Annotated in this window: 17 protein-coding genes; 10 read left to right on the top strand and 7 right to left on the bottom strand. The window is 75.4% G+C overall.

The annotated features are described in order from the left end of the window. Positions 1–22: 22 nt before the first annotated feature. Genes ABD223_RS03465 through ABD223_RS03445 form a run of 5 tightly spaced genes read right to left on the bottom strand, consistent with a single transcriptional unit; the run spans position 23 to position 7,645 of the window. Positions 23–2,647: a DUF5682 family protein gene (locus ABD223_RS03465; RefSeq protein WP_344034347.1), complete on the bottom strand. Its 2,625-nt coding sequence runs from the start codon at positions 2,645–2,647 to the stop codon at positions 23–25. Then, positions 2,647–3,735 carry an ATP-binding protein gene (locus ABD223_RS03460; RefSeq protein WP_344034346.1) on the bottom strand — a complete coding sequence of 363 codons (1,089 nt, stop codon included), beginning with the start codon at positions 3,733–3,735 and terminating at the stop codon, positions 2,647–2,649. The genes ABD223_RS03465 and ABD223_RS03460 overlap by 1 nt, the downstream gene beginning before the upstream one ends. Next, entirely contained in the window at positions 3,732–5,159 is a 1,428-nt protein-coding gene (locus ABD223_RS03455) for a DUF5691 domain-containing protein (RefSeq protein WP_344034345.1), read from the bottom strand. The genes ABD223_RS03460 and ABD223_RS03455 overlap by 4 nt, the downstream gene beginning before the upstream one ends. After that, positions 5,156–6,433, bottom strand: coding sequence for an SWIM zinc finger family protein (locus ABD223_RS03450; protein ID WP_344034344.1), 1,278 nt, complete (start codon positions 6,431–6,433; stop codon positions 5,156–5,158). The genes ABD223_RS03455 and ABD223_RS03450 overlap by 4 nt, the downstream gene beginning before the upstream one ends. A 36-nt stretch (positions 6,434–6,469) precedes the next feature. Beyond that, complete coding sequence (locus ABD223_RS03445; protein WP_344034343.1) at positions 6,470–7,645, bottom strand: homogentisate 1,2-dioxygenase; 1,176 nt, start codon at positions 7,643–7,645, stop codon at positions 6,470–6,472. A 69-nt stretch (positions 7,646–7,714) separates the two neighbouring features. Here ABD223_RS03445 and ABD223_RS03440 point away from each other — a divergent pair, with 69 nt between their 5' ends. Genes ABD223_RS03440 through ABD223_RS03430 form a run of 3 tightly spaced genes read left to right on the top strand, consistent with a single transcriptional unit; the run spans position 7,715 to position 10,438 of the window. Then, positions 7,715–8,581, top strand: coding sequence for a hypothetical protein (locus tag ABD223_RS03440; RefSeq protein WP_380646230.1), 867 nt, complete (start codon positions 7,715–7,717; stop codon positions 8,579–8,581). Next, the gene (locus tag ABD223_RS03435) at positions 8,578–9,783 is read left to right on the top strand and encodes a fumarylacetoacetate hydrolase family protein (RefSeq protein WP_344034341.1); all 1,206 of its coding nucleotides are present in this window, start codon (positions 8,578–8,580) and stop codon (positions 9,781–9,783) included. Before ABD223_RS03440 ends, ABD223_RS03435 begins: the two co-directional genes overlap by 4 nt. Continuing rightward, a complete protein-coding gene (locus ABD223_RS03430; RefSeq protein WP_344034339.1) occupies positions 9,770–10,438 on the top strand; it encodes an IclR family transcriptional regulator in 669 nt (222 codons plus the stop codon). The genes ABD223_RS03435 and ABD223_RS03430 overlap by 14 nt, the downstream gene beginning before the upstream one ends. Positions 10,439–10,483: 45 nt before the next feature. Here ABD223_RS03430 and ABD223_RS03425 read toward each other — a convergent pair whose 3' ends face one another. Then, a complete protein-coding gene (locus tag ABD223_RS03425; protein ID WP_344034338.1) occupies positions 10,484–11,434 on the bottom strand; it encodes a hypothetical protein in 951 nt (316 codons plus the stop codon). Between the two features lie 52 nt (positions 11,435–11,486). Here ABD223_RS03425 and ABD223_RS03420 point away from each other — a divergent pair, with 52 nt between their 5' ends. From ABD223_RS03420 to ABD223_RS03410, 3 genes are all read left to right on the top strand, one after another. Then, a complete protein-coding gene (locus ABD223_RS03420; protein ID WP_344034337.1) occupies positions 11,487–11,825 on the top strand; it encodes a hypothetical protein in 339 nt (112 codons plus the stop codon). Between the two features lie 76 nt (positions 11,826–11,901). Then, a complete protein-coding gene (locus ABD223_RS03415; protein ID WP_344034336.1) occupies positions 11,902–12,195 on the top strand; it encodes a type II toxin-antitoxin system Phd/YefM family antitoxin in 294 nt (97 codons plus the stop codon). Positions 12,196–12,289: 94 nt separating this feature from the next. After that, positions 12,290–12,670 carry a hypothetical protein gene (locus ABD223_RS03410; RefSeq protein ID WP_344034335.1) on the top strand — a complete coding sequence of 127 codons (381 nt, stop codon included), beginning with the start codon at positions 12,290–12,292 and terminating at the stop codon, positions 12,668–12,670. 20 nt (positions 12,671–12,690) lie between these two features. On the opposite strand, the gene ABD223_RS03405 is transcribed toward ABD223_RS03410, so the two are convergent. Then, positions 12,691–13,290: a TMEM165/GDT1 family protein gene (locus ABD223_RS03405; protein WP_344034334.1), complete on the bottom strand. Its 600-nt coding sequence runs from the start codon at positions 13,288–13,290 to the stop codon at positions 12,691–12,693. Positions 13,291–13,723: 433 nt separating this feature from the next. Between ABD223_RS03405 and ABD223_RS03400 the strand changes: the two genes are divergently transcribed. Genes ABD223_RS03400 through ABD223_RS03385 form a run of 4 tightly spaced genes read left to right on the top strand, consistent with a single transcriptional unit; the run spans position 13,724 to position 20,433 of the window. Beyond that, entirely contained in the window at positions 13,724–15,214 is a 1,491-nt protein-coding gene (locus ABD223_RS03400; RefSeq protein ID WP_344034333.1) for a cytochrome ubiquinol oxidase subunit I, read from the top strand. Between the two features lie 13 nt (positions 15,215–15,227). After that, positions 15,228–16,244 carry a cytochrome d ubiquinol oxidase subunit II gene (gene cydB / locus ABD223_RS03395; protein WP_344034332.1) on the top strand — a complete coding sequence of 339 codons (1,017 nt, stop codon included), beginning with the start codon at positions 15,228–15,230 and terminating at the stop codon, positions 16,242–16,244. Beyond that, entirely contained in the window at positions 16,241–19,315 is a 3,075-nt protein-coding gene (cydD, locus tag ABD223_RS03390) for a thiol reductant ABC exporter subunit CydD (RefSeq protein ID WP_344034331.1), read from the top strand. The genes cydB and cydD overlap by 4 nt, the downstream gene beginning before the upstream one ends. Next, positions 19,312–20,433, top strand: a complete 1,122-nt coding sequence (locus tag ABD223_RS03385; protein WP_425563914.1) for a GAF domain-containing sensor histidine kinase — start codon at positions 19,312–19,314, stop codon at positions 20,431–20,433. The genes cydD and ABD223_RS03385 overlap by 4 nt, the downstream gene beginning before the upstream one ends. The last annotated feature ends 16 nt before the right edge of the window (positions 20,434–20,449 follow it).

The following is a 20,449-nucleotide window of genomic DNA, read 5'->3' as shown; positions in this document are numbered from 1 at the left end:
AGGAACGCCGACCACACCCACGTCACCCACCCACCTCCACACCCATCCCGCTCCCGCCCCTGGCGCCGACACCGGCACCGGCACCGGCCTCCGAGCCCGCTGCGACACCCACCCCGGCCCCGGCTTCAGCACCCGCCTCGACCCCGGCGCCCGCCCCTGCTGCGACACCCGCCCCGGCCTTCGCCCCGGCCCCGGCACCCGGCACCCCCGCCAGCAACGCCCGCACGTGCTCGACCAGGCGACCTGCCAGAGCCTCGTCCCAGTCACCCGAGCCACCCGGACCGGCGGACGAGCCGGCTGCCGTGCCCCGGACCCGGTCACCGAGCATCCGCCGCTCCGCCGGGCTGAACTCGGTCACGGCCCGGCGCAGCAGCGGCAGCGCGGCCTCGAAGTCCGCGCGGGGCAGGCCGGTCAGCCACTCGTCGACCACGCCGAACAGCCTCGGGTCCGCGGTGAGCAGCGCCGCCGACCCGCGCAGGAAGCCCGCCACGAAAGCCGTGGCGCCCGTGGAGCCGCCGCCGGCCGTGGAGTCGGGGCCTGTCGCGCTGAACCTGCCCGCGCCTGCCGCGCCCGCCGACACCGCTCGGTGCAGGCGTGCGGCGACCGCGTCGGAGTCGAGCACGCCGGTCTCCCACAGCAGCCGGGTGGCGCGGCCGGTGGGCAGGCCGTGTGCGTCGGGCATCGCCACCAGGGACCGCAGCGCTCGCTGCCACGTGTCGCGGTGCTCGTCGTCGGCTGCCAGGCGGACCGCGTCTTCCGCGCCGTCGATGGCTTTGAGGGCTCGTTCGGCCGTGTCGTCGTCCACGCCCCGGCACGCCAGCGGCAGGCCGACCGCGCCTCGGGCGAGCAGGCCGTGCAGGGCTGTGCGCAGCAGGTCGGGGTCGGTGCCCCGGACCGAGCCGTAGCGGACCGTGGTGGCCAGGTCCGGCAGGGCGGTCAGGAGTTCCAGGGCGTCGGTCGCCGCCGCGGCGCGGCGGTCCAGGGCCTGGCGTGCCGCGGTGACCGCCTCGGGGATCTCGCAACCCACGGCGCGGCTGAGGACCTCGGCGGCGTCGACCACGCGGGTCGCCCCGGTGGCGCGCGTGGTCAGGACCTGGCGGGCGGCTGCCTCGACGGTGGTGCCGTGGCGGGCGGCGACGGCCAGGGACACGGCGAACTCCGGCTGCCAGTGCAGCTGCCACGCCTCGGCGAACGTGCCCAGGGTGCGCGTGCCGTCCGGGGTGCCCCAGGGGACGTCCAGGACTTCCAGGCGGCGCAGGAGCTTCGAGCGTTCGCGGTCGGTGTCCTTGCGCAGGTCCAGGCGGATCGCCTTGCGCACGGCGGGCGCCGGCATGCGGAGCCTGCGCCGCAGGCGGTCCAGGTCGGCGGCCAGGGGGGACGTGGGCACGCCGTCGCCCACCTCGCCCAGGCGCTCGCTGATGACGAGCTGGTCGTGGATCAGGCGCAGCGGGGTCTCGTCGCCGCCGCACAGGACCGCCAGCGCCGCCTCCATCACCTCGGACAGGCCCGGTGACGGGCGGCCGCGCAGGGCGGCGAGGGTGTCGGCCAGGCGGACCGCCTCCACGGCGCTCGCGGTCGACGCCGGGAGGTCTTCGGACCGCAGCACCGCGCACGCGCGGGCGAACCAGCGCGGCACCGCGTCGCCCCGGTCGGCGCACTCCCACAGGTGCGCGTACCAGCCGGGTGAGGCCACGCCCGCGCCGTAACCGGAGTCGGTGGCCAGGCGGCCGTGGCTCCACGGCACCCAGGTGCCCGAGACCTTCCTGCGCGGCAGGCCCTTCAGGGCGGCGGCGTCGGTGGCGGCGGGTGGGAGGGTGCGCAGGGCCGGGACGTGCCAGGCGCCGGCGACGACGGCGATCGGGCCGGAGAAGTCCTTGAGGGCCTGGCGCAGGTTCTGGCGCATCGCGGCCTCGCGGCGCAGCGTCCGGGTGTCCACCTGGTCGGCGAACTCCTCGCGCAGCGCGGACATCGCCTCCGCCACCGCGTCGGGCAGGTGCGCCGGGTCGGTGTGGTGCTCGACCACGTCCTCCCACCAGCGCTCCGGGTCGTCGAAGCCCGCTGCCTCGGCCAGGATCCCCAAGGGGTCCAGGGCCGCCCGGGGGCGGTCCTCGGGAGGAGGCGTTGGCGAGTCCGGGACGTCGGGGAGGGGGGAGGGGAGGTCGGCGGGGAGGGGAGTGGTGGAGGGGAGAGGGGCGGAGGTTGGCAGGGGGGAGGTGGGGAGGGGCGAGGTGGGCGGTGGGGAGGAGGTCGGGAAGAGGGAGGTGGGCGGCGAGGGCGGGGGGTCGGACGGGGCCGGGGGAGGGGTGGGGGCGTCGGTCAGGGACGCGGCGGCCGGCAGGTCGAAGAAGCGGACCGGGACGTCGTGCTCGTGCGCCCACGTCATCGCCCGCCACTCGGGGGAGAACTCGGCGAACGGCCAGAACGCCGCGCTCGCGGGTTCCGCCTCGTCGTGCAGCAGCAGCGCCACGGGCGGCGTCAGGTGGGGCACGTGCGGCAGCAGGGCGTCGCCCTCCGGTGGCCCCTCGATCAGCACCACCTCCGGCCGCACGGCCTCCAGCGCCGCCACGACCATGCGCGCCGACCCGGGGCCGTGGTGCCGGATGCCGAGCAGGGCGACCCGCTCGGGCAGGGGCTGTTCGCGCGCCATCAGCCCACCAGGTCCCGGCACGCCCGGTACAGGTCGCGCCACTCGGACCGCTCCTTGACCACCGCCTCCAGGTACTCCTGCCACGCCGCGGTGTCCGACACGCGGTCCTTCACCACGGCGCCGAGCAGGCCCGAGGCCAGTTCGTCCGCGGTGATCCGGCCGTCGCCGAAGTGGCCGGCCAGGGCCATGCCGTTGGTCACCACCGAGATCGCCTCGGCCGTGGACAGGCTGCCGCTGGGGCTCTTCAGCTGGGTCCGACCGTCCACGGTGGACCCGTTGCGCAGTTCGCGGAAGATCCGCACGACCCGGCGCACCTCCTCCAGCGCGGGCGGCTCGGCGGGCAGTTCCAGCGCCCGGCCCAGCTGGGCCGCGCGCGCCGACACGATCTCCACCTCCGCGTCCTCGGTCGCGGGCGGCGGCAGCACGACCGTGTTGAAGCGGCGGGCCAGCGCCGACGACATCTGGTTCACGCCGCGGTCCCGGTCGTTCGCCGTGGCGATCACGGTGAACCCGGGCACGGCCCGCACCTGCGTGCCCAGCTCCGGCACGGGCAGCGTCTTCTCCGACAGGACGGTGATGAACGAGTCCTGCACCTCGGCGGGCATCCTGGTCAGCTCCTCGACGCGCGCGACCGCGCCGGTGCGCATCGCGGTCATCACCGGGCTCGGCACCAGCGCCGCCTCGGACGGCCCCTCGGCGATCAGCCGCGCGTAGTTCCAGCCGTAGCGGACCTGGTCCTCGCCGGTGCCCGCGGTGCCCTGGACGACGAGCGTCGAGTCGCCGCTCACGGCCGCCGCCAGGTGCTCGGACAGCCACGACTTGGCCGTGCCGGGCACGCCGACCAGCAGCAGCGCCCGGTCGGTGACCAGCGTGCCGACCGCGACCTCGACCAGCCTCCGGTCGCCGACGTACTTGGGGGTGATCACGACGCCGTCCGGGGTGCGGCCGCCGAGCACGTAGGTGACCACGGCCCGGGGCGACAGCCGCCAGCGCGGCGGGCGGGGCCGGTCGTCCGAGGCGGCCAGCGCGGCGAGCTCGGCGGCGTACTGCTGCTCCGCGGCGGGCCGCAGCACGGTCTCGGTGGTCACTGGCTTACCTCCCGGTGGTTGAACGCCTCGCGCAGCTGCATCCGCAGGCGCAGGACGTCGAGGTCGACGGTGTGCTCGGGCCACCGCTCGGTGATGCGGGCCCAGTTCGCGCCGAGCACCTCGGCGTCGCCCCTGGCCAGCAGCACGGCGGGCGGCCTGCCGGCGCGCCACCTGGGCGCGCGCGCCGCCGCGTAGCGGTCGAGCAGGTCGGCGGTGGCCCGCGGGCTCCACGGCGAGGGCAGCTGCGAGCAGGCGTGGTCGAGCAGGTCGTAGTTCCACTGCTCGGACACCTCGACGACCGTGCGCGCGGCCAGCTCGGCGGGCAGGCCGGCCAGCATCTCCAGCTGCTCCATGCCGGTGAGCGCGCGGGTGGCCGCGATGGCCCACGGGCGGGCGTCGTCGGCGAGCCGCAGGTTCTGCGCCACGCCGCGCAGCAGCTCGCCCGCCCACGTGCCGCGCGCCAGTTCCACCGCCGCGCCCTCGTCGTCGGTGTCCAGGCGGTTCGTCCAGTGCCTCGGCGGCACGCTCGCCGCCGCGCCCCGGATGCGCCCGGCCACGCCGGTCTCCGAACCGTCCTTGAGCAGGTCGCGCGCCTCGTCCGGTTCGGGCTGGTGCTCGGTCCACAGCTCGTCGGTCTGCACGTCGAACCCGTCGGCGGTCAGCCACAGGCCGCGGTGCAGGCGTTCGGCGGCGCGTTCGGCGAGCTTCGACGCGGGCAGGGTGCGCAGCAGCCGCAGCGCCTCGTCGTGCACGCCGATGGCGCGGTCGTCCAGGGCGTGTTCGAGGAGCGGTTCGTCGTCCGGGCCCAGGTTGGTCTCCAGGGCGTTGACCAGCGCCTGGCGGTCGGTGGCGCGGCGCTGCCCGTCGAACCGGGCGGCCAGGAACTCCCGCGTGCCCGCCGGGTCGCGGGTGCGGGCGCGGCGCAGCGCGGCCTGCCGGGCGGGGCCGGGCAGGTCCAGGACCTCGTCGAGGGGCACGTCGTCGTCCGCGCCGCCGGCGGTCGCCCACGCCCAGGCAGGCCGCAGGCCCGCCAGCCACCGGCCGCGCGCGCCGAGCACGGCGGTGATCGCGGGGCGCAGGCCGTGGTGCGCGGTGCCGAGGCCGAGGAGGGCGGGCAGGTCGCGGTGGTCGGCCACCGCGCGCGCCGCCTTGGCCAGGCCGCACCACTCGGTGAGCAGCACCTGGTCGTCCAGGGCGAGGACCTGCACGAGCACGGCCCGCGCCAGCCGGTGGACCGGCACGTCGCCGGACCCGGGCGCCGGTTCCAGCGGCGACGCGTCCACGAGGGGCGGCAGCTGCGCGGCGTGCGCGGCCAGGCCCAGCTCGGCGCACCGGTCGAGCAGCTCGGCGGGCGTGGCGCCGGACCGCTGCGCGCCGACCAGGACGGTCTGCACGGTGCCCTGCCACGCGTCCTGGGCGCTCATCCGACCACCTCCGGCACCCCGCCGGGCCGCGCGACCGCGCCCAGCCTCAGTTCGCGCCCGTTCCACAACCCCCAGGCGTCGAACGCGCCGCCGCCCGTCACGGCCAGCGCCTGGTCCAGCGCCAGGTCCGCCCGCACCGGCACGCCGCGCCCCTCGTCGTCGACGAGCCACGCGGTGTCGCGGGTCGGCCGCACCGAGGCGCAGCCCAGCGGGTGCAGGCGCTGCCACGGGTCGGCCCTCAGCGGCTCCTCCAGGCCCGCCAGCGCCTCCCGCCACGTCCCCGGCACGGGCACCGGCCCCGGCGGCCGCTCCAGCAGCTCCCCGCCCACGGCGACGCGGTGCGGCGGCGCGCCGGGGTAGGGGTGCAGCACCCCCCGGACCTGCACCCCGTGCTCCAGCGGCGCCACCGGGCGCGCCCCGCCGCCCGCGTGCCGCACCGCCACCACCCAGCCGTGGGCGCGCCCCCACGCCCACTGCCGCACGGTGCGCACCAGGCCGTCGTCCGATTCGAGCTTCAGCAGCGGCGCCCAGTGGTCCGACCAGCCCTCGCCGGCGCGGACCTCCTCCTCGGTCACCGAGAAGCCGATGCGGCCGCGGACCACGTCGGCCAGTTCGGGCGAGTCCGCCAGCCGGGTCAGCAGGTGCAGGCCGCCCAGCCGGTCGGCGGTGTCGTGCGCCCACGTCGGCCCGCCGGCGGCGACCACGTGGCGCACCTCCTCCACGGCCGACGCCAGCCCCTTGGCCTGCGCGTCGACCATGCGCGCGCCGATCGAGCGCCACCACTCCGCGTCCCGCGCGGGCAACCCCGCGATGCCCGCGCCCACCACGTCGGCCAGCCAGTCGGCCAGCCCGGCCACGCCCGCCCGCACCGCGTCCCGCCGCGCCAGCGCGGTCTTCTCCTTGGCCTTCGCCCGCCGCGCCACGGCCTCCGGGGAGTCGTCCGGGGCCGCCGCGACGCGCCGCTGCCGCCGCGACCGCCACTCCGCCACCCACTCCGGCGGCGCCGCGACGGGCAGCGCCTCGCGCACGTGCCGCAGTTGCAGCGCGAGCGCGTGCTTGCACGGGAACTTCCGCGACGGGCACGAGCACTTCGACGCCCGGTCGCCCAGGTCGACGCACACCTGGTAGGGGCTGGCGCCGCTGCCCGCGCACAGGCCCCACAGGGCCGTGTCGTCACGGCCCGTCCCACGCCAGCCGGAGGAACCGGCCAACCGGGTGGCGCTGTTCGCCACCCGGCTGTCCGGAGCCAGCTCCAGCACCGCTCGCGCGTCCATGTCGGCAGGTTAGGACCACCCACCGACAAAAGTGGATCAATCCAGGTCAGGGCCCCTGCGCGCCCAGGACCAGGCGTACCGGGGGTCCTCGGTGGCCAGCGCCGCCTCGCCCAGCTCCAGCGGCCGGAAGGTGTCCACCATGACCGCGGTCTCGTCGAACCGCTCCGCGCCCAGCGACGCCTCCACCGCGCCCGGCTGCGGCCCGTGCGTGCAGCCCGAGGGGTGCAGCGACAGCGAGCCGAGGCCGATGCCGGAGCCCTTGCGCGCCTCGTAGTCGCCGCCCACGTAGAACATCAGCTCGTCCGAGTCCACGTTCGCGTGGTTGTAGGGCACCGGGACCGCCAGCGGGTGGTAGTCGACCTTGCGCGGCACGAACGAGCACACCACGAAGTTCGGACCCTCGAAGGTCTGGTGCACGGGCGGCGGCTGGTGCACGCGGCCCGTGATCGGCTCGAAGTCGCGGATGTTGAACGCCCACGGGTACAGGCAGCCGTCCCAGCCGACCACGTCGAACGGGTGGTTGGCGTAGGTGAACCGGGTCAGGCCCGCGCGGTGCCGCACCAGCACGTCCACGTCCTCGCCGTCGACCAGCAGCGGCTCGACGGGGCCGCGGACGTCGCGCTCGCAGTACGGCGAGTGCTCCAGGAACTGGCCCTTGTTCGACAGGTAGCGCCGCGGCGGCCCGACGTGCCCGGTCGCCTCCAGCACGAGGACGCCCATCGGCTCGGCCGGCACCACCCGGTAGGTGCACGAGGTCGGCAGCACGACGTAGTCGCCCTCGCCCACCGGCAGGGCGCCGTAGATGGTCTCGACCACGCCCGAGCCGGTCTGCACGTACAGCAGCTCGTCGCCCGCCGCGTTGCGGTAGAGCGGGCTGGGCGCGGACGCGCGGACGAACCCGATCACCACGTCGGCGTTGCCGAACAGGGTGCGCCGGCCGGTGACCGCGTCGGTGCTGTCGTCCCAGGTCAGATCGGGTGTCTTGAAGTGCCGCGGCTTGAGCGGCAGGTTCGGGGACAGCGCGCCGCGGTCCTCCTCGACGGTCACCGCGTCGACGATCGCCGTGGGCAGGTGGCGGTGGTACAGCAGCGCCGAATCGGCCGAGAAGCCCTCCACGCCCATCAGCTCTTCCGCGTACAGACCGCCCTCCGGCGTGCGGAACTGGGTGTGGCGCTTGCGGGGTGTCTCACCGACCTGGCGGTAGTACGCCATCGTTCACTCCGGGCGTTCGATAGTCGGACATCTTTGTTCATTGACCGGTACGCCACTAGCGTGTCAGCCGTGTCAAGCGCCTTCGAACTCCGTGCGCCCGGTCCACGCGGCACTCCGCCCCTGCTCGCGAGGCTTGTAGATGACGCCGCACTGTTCCCGCCGGGGAACGCGTCGATGCCCGACGCCGTGCGCGGTCACCTCGACGCGCGCACCGGGGAGTGGGCGGGAGCCGTCGGGCTCTTCCTGTGCCCCGCGTCGCGGCTGGCCGAGCTGATCACCGAGCTGATCAAGGTCAAGCCGGTGAAGCCCGTAGCCCTGTCACTGGTCATCGACACCGGCCTGGGCGGTGTGCCCAAGGCCGTGTCGATCGTCGAGTCCCGCAGCGAGCTGCTCGCGCTGCGGATGGTCGAGATGCCCGCCCCGACCGACGTGGACGAGGTGTGGCTGGAACGCGTCTCGGAGTTCGTGCCCGAGGACGTGATCCGCGTGGTGGAACCGCGCCGGGGCGGCGCGGGCTGGCTCGACGGCGTGCGCCGCGTCATCGAGCACGGCAGCTGGCCCAAGCTGCGCTGCGGCGGCCTCAGCCGGGAGAACTTCCCGAGCGTCGACGAGGTCGCCGACTTCCTGGCGGTCGTCAGCGGCGGCGGTGTGGCGTTCAAGGCGACGGCCGGGCTCCACCACGCCGTCCGCCACACCGACCCCGGGACCGGCTTCACCCACCACGGGTTCCTCAACCTGCTGGTGGCCACCGCGCGGGCGCTGTCCGGCGGCGACGTGCGCGAGGCGCTGTCCAGCACGGACGCCGCCGCGCTCGGCGAGGAGGCCTCGTCGCTGTCCGACCAGGCCGCGCACGCCGTCCGCGGCGTGTTCGCCTCCTACGGGTCGTGCTCGCTCGACGAGCCGATCACCGACCTGGGGGAGCTGGGGCTGCTGTGAGCTGGATCGACGACCCGGCGTTCACGCCGGACGCCCCGTTCGGGCCGCAGACCCTGCCCTACGGCGTGCTGCCGCACGGCATCGCGGTGCGGGTGGGCGACTCCGCGCTGCCGCTGCGCGGGCTGGCCCTGGGCGAGCGCCTGGAGCCGCTGGTGGCCGGGGACTCCCTCGACGCCCTGCTGGCCGCCGGACGGCCCGCCTGGAGCGAGCTGCGGGCACGGCTGGTGGAGGTCGTGAACGCCACGTCCGCGCCACGCGCCGCGTCCCTGGTCGACCTGAGCGGCGCCGTGCTGCCGTTCACCGTGGCCGACTACGTCGACTTCTACTCGTCGCGCCACCACGCGGAGAACGTGGGCCGCATCTTCCGGCCCGACGGCGACCCGCTGCTGCCCAACTGGACGCACCTGCCCGTCGGCTACCACGGCCGCGCGGGCACGGTCGTCGTCTCCGGGACGCCCGTGGTGCGGCCGCACGGCCAGCGGCGGTCGTCGTCCGGGCCGGTGTTCGGGCCCTCCGCGCGGCTGGACATCGAGGCCGAGGTCGGGTTCGTGTGCGGCGGGCCGGTCGCGTCGCGGCTGACCCCGTCGCGGGCGGCCGACCACGTGTTCGGGGTGGCGCTGGTCAACGACTGGTCCGCGCGCGACATCCAGGCGTGGGAGTACCAGCCGCTCGGGCCGTTCCTGGGCAAGTCGTTCGCCACGTCCGTGTCGGCGTGGGTCACGCCGCTGGAGGCTTTCGCGGTCGCCCGCGTCACGCCGCCGCCGCTGGGCAACGACGTGCTGCCCTACCTGCGCGAGGAGATCTCGTGGGGCCTCGACATCGCCATCGAGGTCGAGTGGAACGGGACCGTGGTGTCCAGGCCGCCGTTCCGCGAGATGTCGTGGACCTTCGCGCAGCAGCTCGCGCACCTGTCGGTGAACGGCGCCACGGTCCGGCCGGGCGACCTGATCGCGTCGGGCACCGTGTCCGGCCCGAACCGCGACGAGCGCGGCTCCTTCCTGGAGCTGAGCTGGGGCGGCGCGGAGCCGATCCGACTCGGCGACGGGGACGGGGACGGCGAGGAGCGGACGTTCCTGGAGGACGGCGACACGGTGCGCATCACCGCGACGGCGCCGGGGGAGAACGGCTCGCTCGTCGGGCTGGCCGAGGTGGTCGGCACGATCGCGCCCGCCGACGAGGGGCGGGGCGTTGGTCAGACCTGATCCTCGCGGCCGGCTGCCCGCGCCCGCCTCGAAGGAAAGCTCGCTGACCCTGGAGCGGGGCCTCGCCCTGCTCCAGGCGGTGGCCGACGCCGAGTCGGAGGCGCCGTCGATCAGCGAGCTGGCCGCGGCCATCGGCGCGTCGCGGGCCGCCGTGTACCGGCTGCTGGTGCCGCTCCAGTCGCGCGGGCTGGTGCGGCGGGAGGGCTCCAAGGTGCGGCTCGGCCTCGGCGTGCTGCGGCTGGCGTCCAACGTGCTGCCGCAGCTGCGGCTGGCGGCGCAGCCCGCGCTGAGGACGCTGGCCGAGCACGTGGGCGCCACCGCGCACCTCACCGTGGCCGACGGGACCGAGGCGCAGGCGGTGGCCGTGGTGGAGCCGTCGTGGACGGCCTACCACGTCGCCTACCGGGTCGGGTCGCGGCACCCGGTGCACCGGGGCGCGGCGGGCAAGGCCATCGGGCTGTCGCCGGAGGGGCGGCAGTGGGTGCACTCGACCGGCGAGCTCCAGCCCGGCGCGTTCGGGGTGGCCGCGCCGGTGCGCGGCGTGCCCGGGTTGCGGGCCAGCGTGGGCGTGGTGGCGCTGGAGAAGCTGGACGGCGACGTGGTGGGCCCGCAGGTGGTGCGGGCGGCTCAGGAGGTCGCCGACGCGTTGCGGTGACGAAACCGGCCGGGCGCGCCCGGGGGCCGGGTTCACCGGGACGCGCTAGCTCTTCGGCACCGAGGGGATGACGGCCGCCGTCCCCTTCGGCAGCTCCACCTGCCGCAGGACGCACTCCGCGCGCTCGATGCTCGTGACCACCGGCTCCTCCAGGGTCCCGCCGACCGCGACGCCGGTGACGGTCAGGCCCCGGCAGCCGGGCGGGAGGTCCGCGTCCGCCAGGGCGTCCGGGTCCTCGGTGAACCGGACCTGGACCTCGACCGGACCGGTCACCGGCGTCCCGCCCGGGGGCGCGGTGACCAGGACGAACGTCGCCACCCCCACCAGGGCGGCGCCGCCCAGCCAGGGCAGGAGCCCGATCAGGCGCCGGTAGCGGCGGTGGACGTCCGCCAGGTTGACGGTGTCCACCACGCGCTCGGAGAGCTGCTCCGCCAGGTGCAGGCGCTGGTGGAGCCGGTCCACGTCCTCCTGCGCGCCCGCGTGGTAGGTCACCCGCGCGCCGGTCGTGCCCAGCAGGTCCTTCTCCACGACCGCCCGCCCCCGTTCGACCAGTTCGACCGAGGCGACGAACAGCGCCCGGTGGTGCCGGTACAGGTGGGAGAGCCGCAGTTCCGACAGGGGCGCCAGCAGCGCCCTCCTGCCGCGCAGCTCGGCGTTGGCCCAGTGCCCGGCCCACTTCTCCGGTTCGGTCAGCTCCACGTGGGCCAGCTCCGTCATCGTCCACCGCGGCGGCACGAGGACGCGGGCCGCCAGCCACAGGACCGCGCCGGTGCAGGTGAGCGCGGTGAGGGCGGCCAGCAGGGCGACCCCGAACCCGGTCGGGGCGAGGTCGTCGACCTCGCCGATGGCGGAGAACTGCACGCCGGCCACCACCACGGCGAGCACGGAGGCCGACGCGCCGACGATCCAGCGGGCCGCCGAGCGCAGGGACTCCAGCTCCCGGCCGGTGTCGTCCAGCCCGTTCGGGTCGGCCTGACCAGCGGCTTTGGCCTCCACGTCCACCTCCCCCTTGACAAACGGATTTGTACTACAAATATACTACAAGGCGATGCGAGGGGGTGGTGAACCGGTGGTGATCAGGGAACCCGGCAGGGGCGGCGCCGAGTCCGCCGCGCAGCGGGTCCGACCGCGCGACGACGTGCCGGCGGTGTCCGACCTGCTGCGGATGCACAGGCTGGTGATGGGCGCGCACGCCGGCGCGGCGGCCCGCGGGCGCGCCGGGTCCGGTGGCGCGCGGCGGTCGCGCCCGGACGTCGACCTGTGCTCGGGCGCGCCGCGGGAGAGGGGGCGGTCGTCCCGGGTGTCGTGGCTCCCGGGACGTCCGGCGGAGTGGGGGACCACGTGGTCCGCGAGGGGGGCGCCGTCGCTCGTGGCCGGCGGGTGTTGAAGCTGTTCCGACCATTCACACGACGTCCGACCGCGCGCGAGCCACCTCGGCGCGGCGACCGGTCCCGGGAGACCCCATGACGACCAAGACGGCACTCGCGAACGTCAAGACCTACACGATGCGCGAACTCAACCAGAACACCGCCCACGTCCTGGACGAGATCAACGACTCGCACAAGCCGGCGATCATCACCAAGCACGGGCGGTTCGTCGCACTCGTCACCCCCTTGAGGGATGTCGAGATCGAGCAGCTGGTCCTTTCGCACGGACCGATCGCGGCCGAGCTGAACGACCGCCGGGCAGATGACAGGTGTGAGGGAATTTCCCCGGAAGAGGTGCTCGAACAGTTCAAGAACCGCAAAAGTCGGTAGATCGGCACTCTTCTGAGTCAATCGAATGGGCTGTACGGGTGACCTGTCACCAATTCACGAGCGCCCCGGACCGGTGGGTTCGAGAATGTCTTCCGTGTACCGAGTCGATTGGTCGCCCGCGGCACGGGAGGACCTGTTCGCGAAGGTCTCGTCCGACGAAGTGGCCGCGGAACTGGTGGCGGTCAGCCGGAACTCGTTCGACCTCCCACCGTCGGCGGACGGCGGTCCCCTCGACGGTGGGGGTTGGCGCCGGGGCGTCTCCCCGGCGCGGCGGGTGTGGCTCGACGCCGTCGAGGGGAGGGGTGAGGACCTCGACGCGCCGGGCGAGCACGCCTGGGACTACGTGCTGGTCTACGACCAGCTGGGCACCGCCTCGAAACCCCACTACCGGGTGCGGGCGGTGCTGACGAACGCCGAGGTGGGCGCGGGCATCGGCCACCTGCCCGCGCTGGACGCGGTGCCCGCCTTCGACTGACGGGCCCCGCGCCACCGACGTCAGGCGATCGTCGCCTGCCACAGCGCGACCAGCGCGAACCCGGCGAACAGGAACCCGCTCACCCGCTGCACCACCCGCGTCGGGATGCGGGACGCGATCTTGCGCCCCACCAGCACCGCGATCGCCGCCACGGTGGTCAGCGCCAGGAACGCGCCCAGCCCCACGAACACCGGCGTCCCGTACCGCGCCGCCAGCCCCGCCGTCGCCAGCTGGGACGCGTCGCCCCACTCGGCGGCGAACAGCACGCCGAACGAGGTCAGCGCCGCCCGCAGGAACGTGACCTGGCCGGTCCCGCCGGAGGCCGAGTCGGTCTCGTCGTCGTCCTTCGAGAAGCCCTCCTTGATCAGCAGGAAGGCGCCCACGCCGAACAGGAGCGCGACCACGCCCGCCACCACCCGGTCGGGCAGCAGGGTCAGCACGCCGCCGAACGTGGCGGCCACCACGCACTGGACCGCGAACGCGGCGGTCACGCCGACGAAGACCGGCCACGCCCGATAACGGGTGGTCAGCACGAGGGTGGCGACCATGGTCTTGTCCGGCAACTCGGCCAGGAAGATGATCGCGAACGCGGTCACGGCCGCGAGGAGCTCAGGTGCCACGGGATCTACCTCCGAGGGTTGGAATACCCGGACGGAGGCAGCACGACCCCGACCGGGCGTGGTGCGCTGCCCGGCCGGAGGTCTCGTTCGCCCTCTTCGAAAAGACGGGTGAGGGACCGGATCCCGGAGGATCAGTCTGTCGATCGCCTCGCCTCGACCCGCGTGGGGTCGAGGGAACTACTCCCCTCTGGCGTCACCCATCGTAACCGCAGTCAGGGGGATGGGGGAGTGTGACGGAACCCACGCGGGCCACGAGCCGGGTGCGGAGGACCCCGTCGCTGCCGGACACCGGGGCGGGTGCGAGGAACGGGCCCACGACGTCAACCGGCGCGGCGCGCCCGCTCGGCGCCCGATCAGGGACAGGACCTAGGTCCCGGTCCCGACAGGACCCTCGGACCTGAAAAGGCCCTGCTCACCGGCCTAACTTCGAGTCGTGGACGTTCTCGACCTGGCGCGGTGGCAGTTCGGCATCACCACCGTCTACCACTTCCTCATGGTGCCGCTGACGATCGGCTTGTCGCTGCTCGTGGCCACCATGCAGACCGCCTGGGTCCGCACGGGCGACCGCAAGTACCTGGCCATGACCAAGTTCTGGGGCAAGCTGCTGCTGATCAACTTCGCCATGGGCGTGGTGACCGGCATCGTGCAGGAGTTCCAGTTCGGCATGACCTGGAGCGCCTACTCGCGGTTCGTCGGGGACGTCTTCGGCGCCCCGCTGGCCATGGAGGGCCTGGTCGCGTTCTTCGTCGAGTCGACCTTCCTCGGCCTGTGGATCTTCGGCTGGGACCGCCTGCCGAAGCGGGCGCACCTGGCCTGCGCCTGGGCGTTCTCGCTGGCCACGATCGCGTCGGCCTACTTCATCCTGGCCGCGAACTCGTGGATGCAGCACCCCGTCGGCGTGGAGGTGGTCGACGGGCGGCCGCGGCTCACCTCGATCTGGGAGGTGCTGGGCAACAGCACCGTGCTGGCCGCTTTCCCGCACACGGTCTTCGGGGCGTTCGCCGTCGCGGGGGCGTTCCTGGTGGGCATCGCGGCGTGGCACCTGTGGCGGGGCGCCCGGCGTGGCCGGACCGAAGAGGGAGCGGTCTGGCGCGCGTCGGTGAAGCTCGGCTCGTGGGTCGGGGTGGCCGCGTTCGCCGGCCTGGCGATCAGCGGCGACCTCCAGGGCAAGCTGATGTTCGAGCAGCAGCCCATGAAGATGGCCGCGGCCGAGGCGCTGTGCCACACCGAGGAGCCCGCCTCGTTCTCGGTGTTCGCGATCGGGGACGTGAGCCGGCCCGACTGCGAGGACGTCAAGAGCGTCACGGTGCCCGCGCTGCTGTCGTTCCTGGCGCACGGCGACTTCTCCACCGAGGTCAAGGGCATCCAGGAGTTGGTGCCGCTGTACCAGGAGCGGTACGGGACCAACTACCCGGTGGACGAGCGGCTGGGCGAGCTGTCGGGGCAGCCGATCGACTACGTGCCCAACCTGCCGGTCACCTACTGGGGCTTCCGGCTGATGATCGGGTTCGGCGCGATCTCGGCCGCGACCGGCCTGCTGGTCCTGTGGCTGACGCGCGGCGGCCGGGTGCCGGGCGGCCGGTGGTTCCCGCGGCTCGCGCTGGCGAGCGTCGCCACGCCGTTCCTGGGCAACAGCTCCGGCTGGATCTTCACCGAGATGGGCCGGCAGCCCTTCGTGGTGGTGCCCAACCCCGGCGGGGTGGACGGCGTGTGGATGTTCACCGCGCGCGCCGTGTCGTCGTCGACACCGGGGGAGGTGTTGACGTCGCTGATCTCCTTGACGCTCGTCTACGGGGTGCTGGCGGTCGTCGAGGGGTTCCTGGTCCGGCGGTACGTCCGCGCGGGGGTAGCGGGCGTGCTGCCGGACCAGGAGGAGAAGACGGACGAGAAGAAGGACGACGACGTGCTGTCGTTCGCCTACTGAGAGCGGGGGAGCCGTGGAGACGCTCTGGTTCTGCGTGATCGCCCTGCTGTGGCTGGGCTACCTCTTCCTGGAGGGCTTCGACTTCGGCGTCGGCATGCTGCTGCCCGTGCTCGGGCGCGACGAGACCGGGCGCCGGGTGCTGATCAACACCATCGGCCCGGTGTGGGACGGCAACGAGGTGTGGCTGATCGTGGCGGTGGGCGCGACGTTCGCCGCATTCCCCGACTGGTACGCCTCGCTGCTCAGCGCCGCCTACCTGCCGCTGGTGCTGTTCCTGCTCGCGCTGATCGGGCGCGGCGTGGCGTTCGAGTACCGCGGCAAGGTCGACTCGGCGCGGTGGCGGCGGGCGTGGGACGCCGTGATCGTCGGCGGCTCGTGGACCGCCGCGCTGAGCGTCGGCCTGGTCCTGTCGGTGAACGTGTTCGGCCTGCCCCTGGACGCGGCGGGCGACCGGGTCGGCTCGCCGTTCGCGGCGATCACACCGGAGACGCTGCTCGGCGCGGTCGCCGTGGCCGGGTACGCGCTGGTCCACGGCGCGGTGTTCCTGGCCCTGAAGACCGAGGGCGACGTGCGGCACCGCGCCCGCCGGCTGGCGCTGAGGGCCGCGCCGTTCGCGCTGCTGCCGCTGCTGGTGCTGCTGCTGGCCGTGCAGCTCAGGTTCGGCAGCGCGTGGACGTGGGCCGCGTCGATCGCGGTCGCGCTGGCCGCCCTCGGCGCCTGGGGCCGGCTGGTGCTGGGGCGCGAGGGCCAGGCGTTCGCGCTGATGGGCGTCGCGGTGGCGGCGACCGTGGCGGCGCTGTTCGGCGCGCTGTACCCGAACGTGCTGCCGTCCACGCTGGACCCGGCGTGGTCGCTGACCGTGGCCGGCGCGGCGTCCAGCCCGTACGCGCTGACCGTGATCACGTGGGTGGCCGCGTTCGGCATGCCCGCCGTGCTGGTCTACCAGGGGTGGACCTACTGGGTGTTCCGCAAGCGGATCGGCACCCGGCACATCCCGCCGGCGCACGCGCCCGCCGGTCACGGGTCATGAGCTCCCCCGGAGCCCCTTCCGCCAAGAAGCCGGGGAGAGGCCCGCTCGGCGCGCTGCCGTCGCTCTCGCGATCGGCGCGCCGGGCGTTGGCCGCGTGCGCGGCGCTGGCCGTCGCCACGTCGGGCGCGCTCGTGTGGCAGGCCGTCGCGCTGGCCGAGGCCATCGTGGCCGACGGCTCGCTCGCGGTCCTGGCCGCCGCTGTCGTGGCGCGGGCGCTGCTCGCGTGGGCCACCGAGTCCGTCGCGGCGCGGGCCGCCGCCGGGGCCAAGGAGGAGCTGCGCGCCGCCGTGCTGGACCGCGCGCTGGGCCTGGGGCCGTCGTGGATCGTCGCGCGCGGGCCCGCCGAGCTGGCCGTGGTGGCGACGAAGGGCCTGGACGCGCTGGACGCGTACTTCACCCGCTACCTGCCCGCGCTGGTCACCACCGCGGTGGTGCCGGCGCTGGTCGGGGCGTGGGTCCTGTGGACCGACCCGACCTCGGCGGTCCTGATCGCGGTCACCCTGCCGCTGATCCCGGTGTTCGCGATCCTCATCGGCAAGTTCACCTCGGCGCGGGTCGCCGAGGCGGCGTCCGCGCTGGAGCGGCTGTCCGGCCGGCTGGCCGAGCTGGTGCGGGCGCTGCCGGTGCTCACCGCGTTCGGGCGGGCCGCCGCCCAGGCGGAGGCCGTGCGCGAGGTCGGCGAGCGGTACCGCCGGGCCACCATGGGCACGCTGCGCGTGGCGTTCCTGTCCGCGCTGGTGCTGGAGGTCGTGGCGTCCCTGTCGGTGGCGCTGATCGCGGTGGGCATCGGGCTGCGGCTGGTGTCGGGCGAGATGGCGCTGGTCGTCGGGCTCGTGGTGCTCATCCTCGCGCCCGAGTGCTACCTGCCGCTGCGGGCGGCGGGCGCGGCGCACCACGCCTCCGAGGACGGCGTGGAGGCCGTGCGGCGGGTCGCGGAGATCCCGGAGCCCGAGGCGCCCGCCGGGTCGCCGCGCGTGACCGGGGTCGAGGTCCGCGACCTGCGGGTGCGGCGGCGCGGCCGGTTCGCGCCGGACGGGGTGGGCTTCCGGGTGCGGCCCGGCGAGGTGCACCGGCTCGACGCGCCCAGCGGCGCGGGCAAGTCGACGCTGTTCGGGGTGCTGCTGGGGTTCGTGCGGCCGGACGGCGGTTCGGTGTCGGTCGACCGGGGCGCGATCGCGTGGGTGCCGCAGCGGCCCGCGTTCGCCGGGCGCACGGTCGCCGACGAGCTGGAGCTGACCACCGGGCGCGTCGACCGGGACGTGCTGGCCTCGGTGGCGGCCGACCACCTGGTGGCGCGGCCGATCGCGGAGCTGTCGACCGGCGAGCGGCAGCGGGTGGCCGTGGCGCGGGCGCTGACGAAGGTCCGGGACGGCGCGTCCGTGCTGCTGCTGGACGAGCCCACCGCCCACCTCGACCCGGCGACGGCCGCCAAGGTCATGGCGGCGGTCGAGCGGGCCGCGGCGGGCGGTGCGGCGGTCGTGCTGGCCATGCACCGGTCCGTCGAGGGCGCCGACGACGTCGAGGCCGGGCGGCCGGTCGAACGGCTGCCGCGCCGCGCGGCGACCCCGCGCTCGCCCCGGCCCACCGCCCGGCTGCTGGCCGGCGCGGCGCTGGGCGCGGCGGCCGCGCTGAGCGGGGTGGCGCTGACCGCGCTGGCGGCCCACCTGATCGCGAGGGCCGCCACCCAGCCGCCGATCCTCACGCTGTCCGTGCTGGTCGTGGGCGTGCGGACGTTCGCACTGGCCAAGGGGGTGCTGCGGTACCTGGAGCGGCTGGTGTCGCACGACGCCGCGTTCCGGCACGCCGAGGCGCTGCGGGTCCGGCTGTGGCGCGGCCTGCGGCCGGGTCGGGCCGACCTGACCCGGCTCGTCGACGACGTGGACACCGTGCGCGACCTGGTGCCGCGGGTGCTCCAGCCGCCGCTGGTGGCGGTGGGCGCGTCGGCGGCCGCGGTGCTGCTGTTCGCGCTGGTCGAGCCGTTGGCCGGGGTGGCGCTGGCGGTGGCGCTGCTGGTCGGCGGCACGCTGGCCCCCGCCGTGGCCGTGCTGGCCGAGCGCCGCGCCACGGCCGTGCTGGCGCGGGGGCGGCGCGAGGTGTCCGAGCGGGTGCTGACCCTGCTCACGGCCGCGCCGGACCTGATCGCGTTCGGCGCGGACCGGGCGGTGCGGGCCGAGCTGGCCGCGCGCGACGCCGCCCTGGCCCGGCTGGCGCGGCGGCAGGCGCTGGGCGCGGGCGCGGCGATCGGCGTCGTGCACCTGACCACCGGGCTGGCCGCCGCGGTGTGCGTCGGGCTGTCGGGCGGCGTCGACCCGCTGCTGGCGCCGGTGCTGGGCCTGGTGCCGCTGGCGCTGGCCGAGGTGCTGAGCGCCCTGCCGCCCGCCGCGCAGCACCGGGCCGCGCTGCGCGAGGCCCACGGGAGGGTCGTGGAACCGCCGCCCCCGCCGGTCGAGGTCCGGGGAGCGCGCGACGTCTCGCTCGACGGCGTCGCGGTGCGCTGGCCGGAGAGCGCCGAACCGGTGCTGGAGGACGTGGCGCTCCACGTGCCCGCCGGGTCGAAGGTGGCCGTGGTCGGGCCGTCCGGCGCGGGCAAGTCGAGCCTGCTCGCGCTGCTCCTCGGGTTCGTGGGCGCGTCGCGCGGCGCCGTCGCGCGACCGGGGCGCGTCGCCTGGTGCCCCCAGGAGCCGATGCTGGTGTCCACGACCGTGCGCGAGAACCTGAAGCTCGGCGACCCGCACGCCGACGACGAGCGGCTCACGTGGGCGCTGGGCGTCGCCGGGGTGTCGCTCGACCTGGGCACCGCGATCGGCCCGACCCTGCTGTCCGGCGGCGAGGCGCAGCGGGTGGCGCTGGCGCGGGCGCTGCTGCGCGACGGCGACCTCGTGCTGCTCGACGAGCCGACCGCGCACCTGGACGAGCCCACCGCGCGGGCCCTGCTCGACCGGCTGGACGACGTGCTGCGGGACCGCACGGTCGTGCACGTCACGCACCGGCCGGAGGAGGCGGAGCGCGCGGACCTGGTGCTGGAGGTCGACGGGGGCCGGGTGCGGGTGCGGGCCGGGGCCTACCGTTGACCCTCGTGGACCCCGCGCGCGTGCTCGCCGCGTCGACCGAGATCACCTCGGCGGCGCTCGCCGGCGACGACCCGGACGCCGTGCTGCCGCTCGTGGTGCGGCACGCGGTGGAGCTGGCCGAGGCCGACCTCGGGCTGGCGATGGTCACCGCCGACGACGGCACGCTCACCGTGGAGGCGTCCTCCGGCGACGTCGACCCGGTGGGCGTGGTGCTGTCGAGCCGGTCGTCGGCGGCGCGGGCGGCGCGGACCGGCGTGCCCGTGGTGGCCGAGGACTTCACCACCGACCCGCGCACCGCGCCGTTCGTGCCCAAGGCGCTGCGCGGGTACGGGCCGTTCGCGGTGGCGCCGTTCGGGACCAGGGAGCGCCGCATCGGGGCGCTCGCGGTGTACCGGCGCAAGGGCGCCGCGCCGTTCCGGCCGGACACCGTGGACGTGCTGGCGGCGTTCGCCGCGCAGGCCGGGCTGGCGGTCGTGCTGGCCGAGGGGTCGACGGCGCGCCAGCGCGTGGCGGTCTACCAGGAGCGGGAGCGGATCGCCCGCGACCTGCACGACGTGATCATCCAGCGGCTCTACGCCACGGGCGTGCAACTGGACCTGCTCGACCGGCGGCTCAAGCTGGAGGGTCGGGAGGCGCGCAGGCTGGCCGACGCCGTGGACCAGCTCGACCAGACCATGGCGGAGGTGCGGGCCACCGTGCGGGCGCTGCGCAGCGCCGACCCCGGGAGGCCGTCGGACGCCGACCTGGAGCGCTCCGTGCTGGCCGAGGCGCGGACGGCGGGCGAGCTGCTGGGGTACGAGCCGGAGGTGCGGACCGAGGGCGACCTGGCCGACGTGCCCGCCGACCTGGCCGACCACGCGCGGGCGGCGCTGCGGGAGGCGCTGTCCAACGTGGTGCGGCACTCGGGGGCGCGGCACGTGGGCATCGTCGTGCGCCGGGACCCGGACCGGTTGGACCTGACCGTGAGCGACGACGGGTGCGGCATCCCGCGCGGGGTGGCCAAGCGCGGGTTGCGGCACCTGGAGGAGCGGGCGCTGGCGGCCGGGGGAGGGTGCGAGATCACCTCGTCGCACCGCACCGGGACGACGATCAACTGGCACGTGCCGCTGGGCGGCTGAGCGCGCCCGCGCCCGG

It is taken from the genome of Saccharothrix xinjiangensis (assembly GCF_039527585.1).
Taxonomy (GTDB): Bacteria; Actinomycetota; Actinomycetes; order Mycobacteriales; family Pseudonocardiaceae; genus Actinosynnema; species Actinosynnema xinjiangensis.
The sequence above is the reverse complement of the archived record's forward strand: the minus strand, read 5'-3'. Positions and strand labels throughout refer to the sequence as shown.

What these genes read in the sequence shown, in the direction of transcription:
- ABD223_RS03450 (WP_344034344.1), bottom strand. Translation starts at nt 6,433, where the DNA reads ATGGACGCGCGAGCGGTGCTGGAGCTGGCTCCGGACAGCCGGGTGGCG.
- ABD223_RS03445 (WP_344034343.1), bottom strand. Translation starts at nt 7,645, where the DNA reads ATGGCGTACTACCGCCAGGTCGGTGAGACACCCCGCAAGCGCCACACC.
- ABD223_RS03455 (WP_344034345.1), bottom strand. Translation starts at nt 5,159, where the DNA reads ATGAGCGCCCAGGACGCGTGGCAGGGCACCGTGCAGACCGTCCTGGTC.
- ABD223_RS03420 (WP_344034337.1), top strand. Translation starts at nt 11,487, where the DNA reads ATGCGAGGGGGTGGTGAACCGGTGGTGATCAGGGAACCCGGCAGGGGC.
- ABD223_RS03465 (WP_344034347.1), bottom strand. Translation starts at nt 2,647, where the DNA reads ATGGCGCGCGAACAGCCCCTGCCCGAGCGGGTCGCCCTGCTCGGCATC.
- ABD223_RS03415 (WP_344034336.1), top strand. Translation starts at nt 11,902, where the DNA reads ATGACGACCAAGACGGCACTCGCGAACGTCAAGACCTACACGATGCGC.
- cydD (WP_344034331.1), top strand. Translation starts at nt 16,241, where the DNA reads ATGAGCTCCCCCGGAGCCCCTTCCGCCAAGAAGCCGGGGAGAGGCCCG.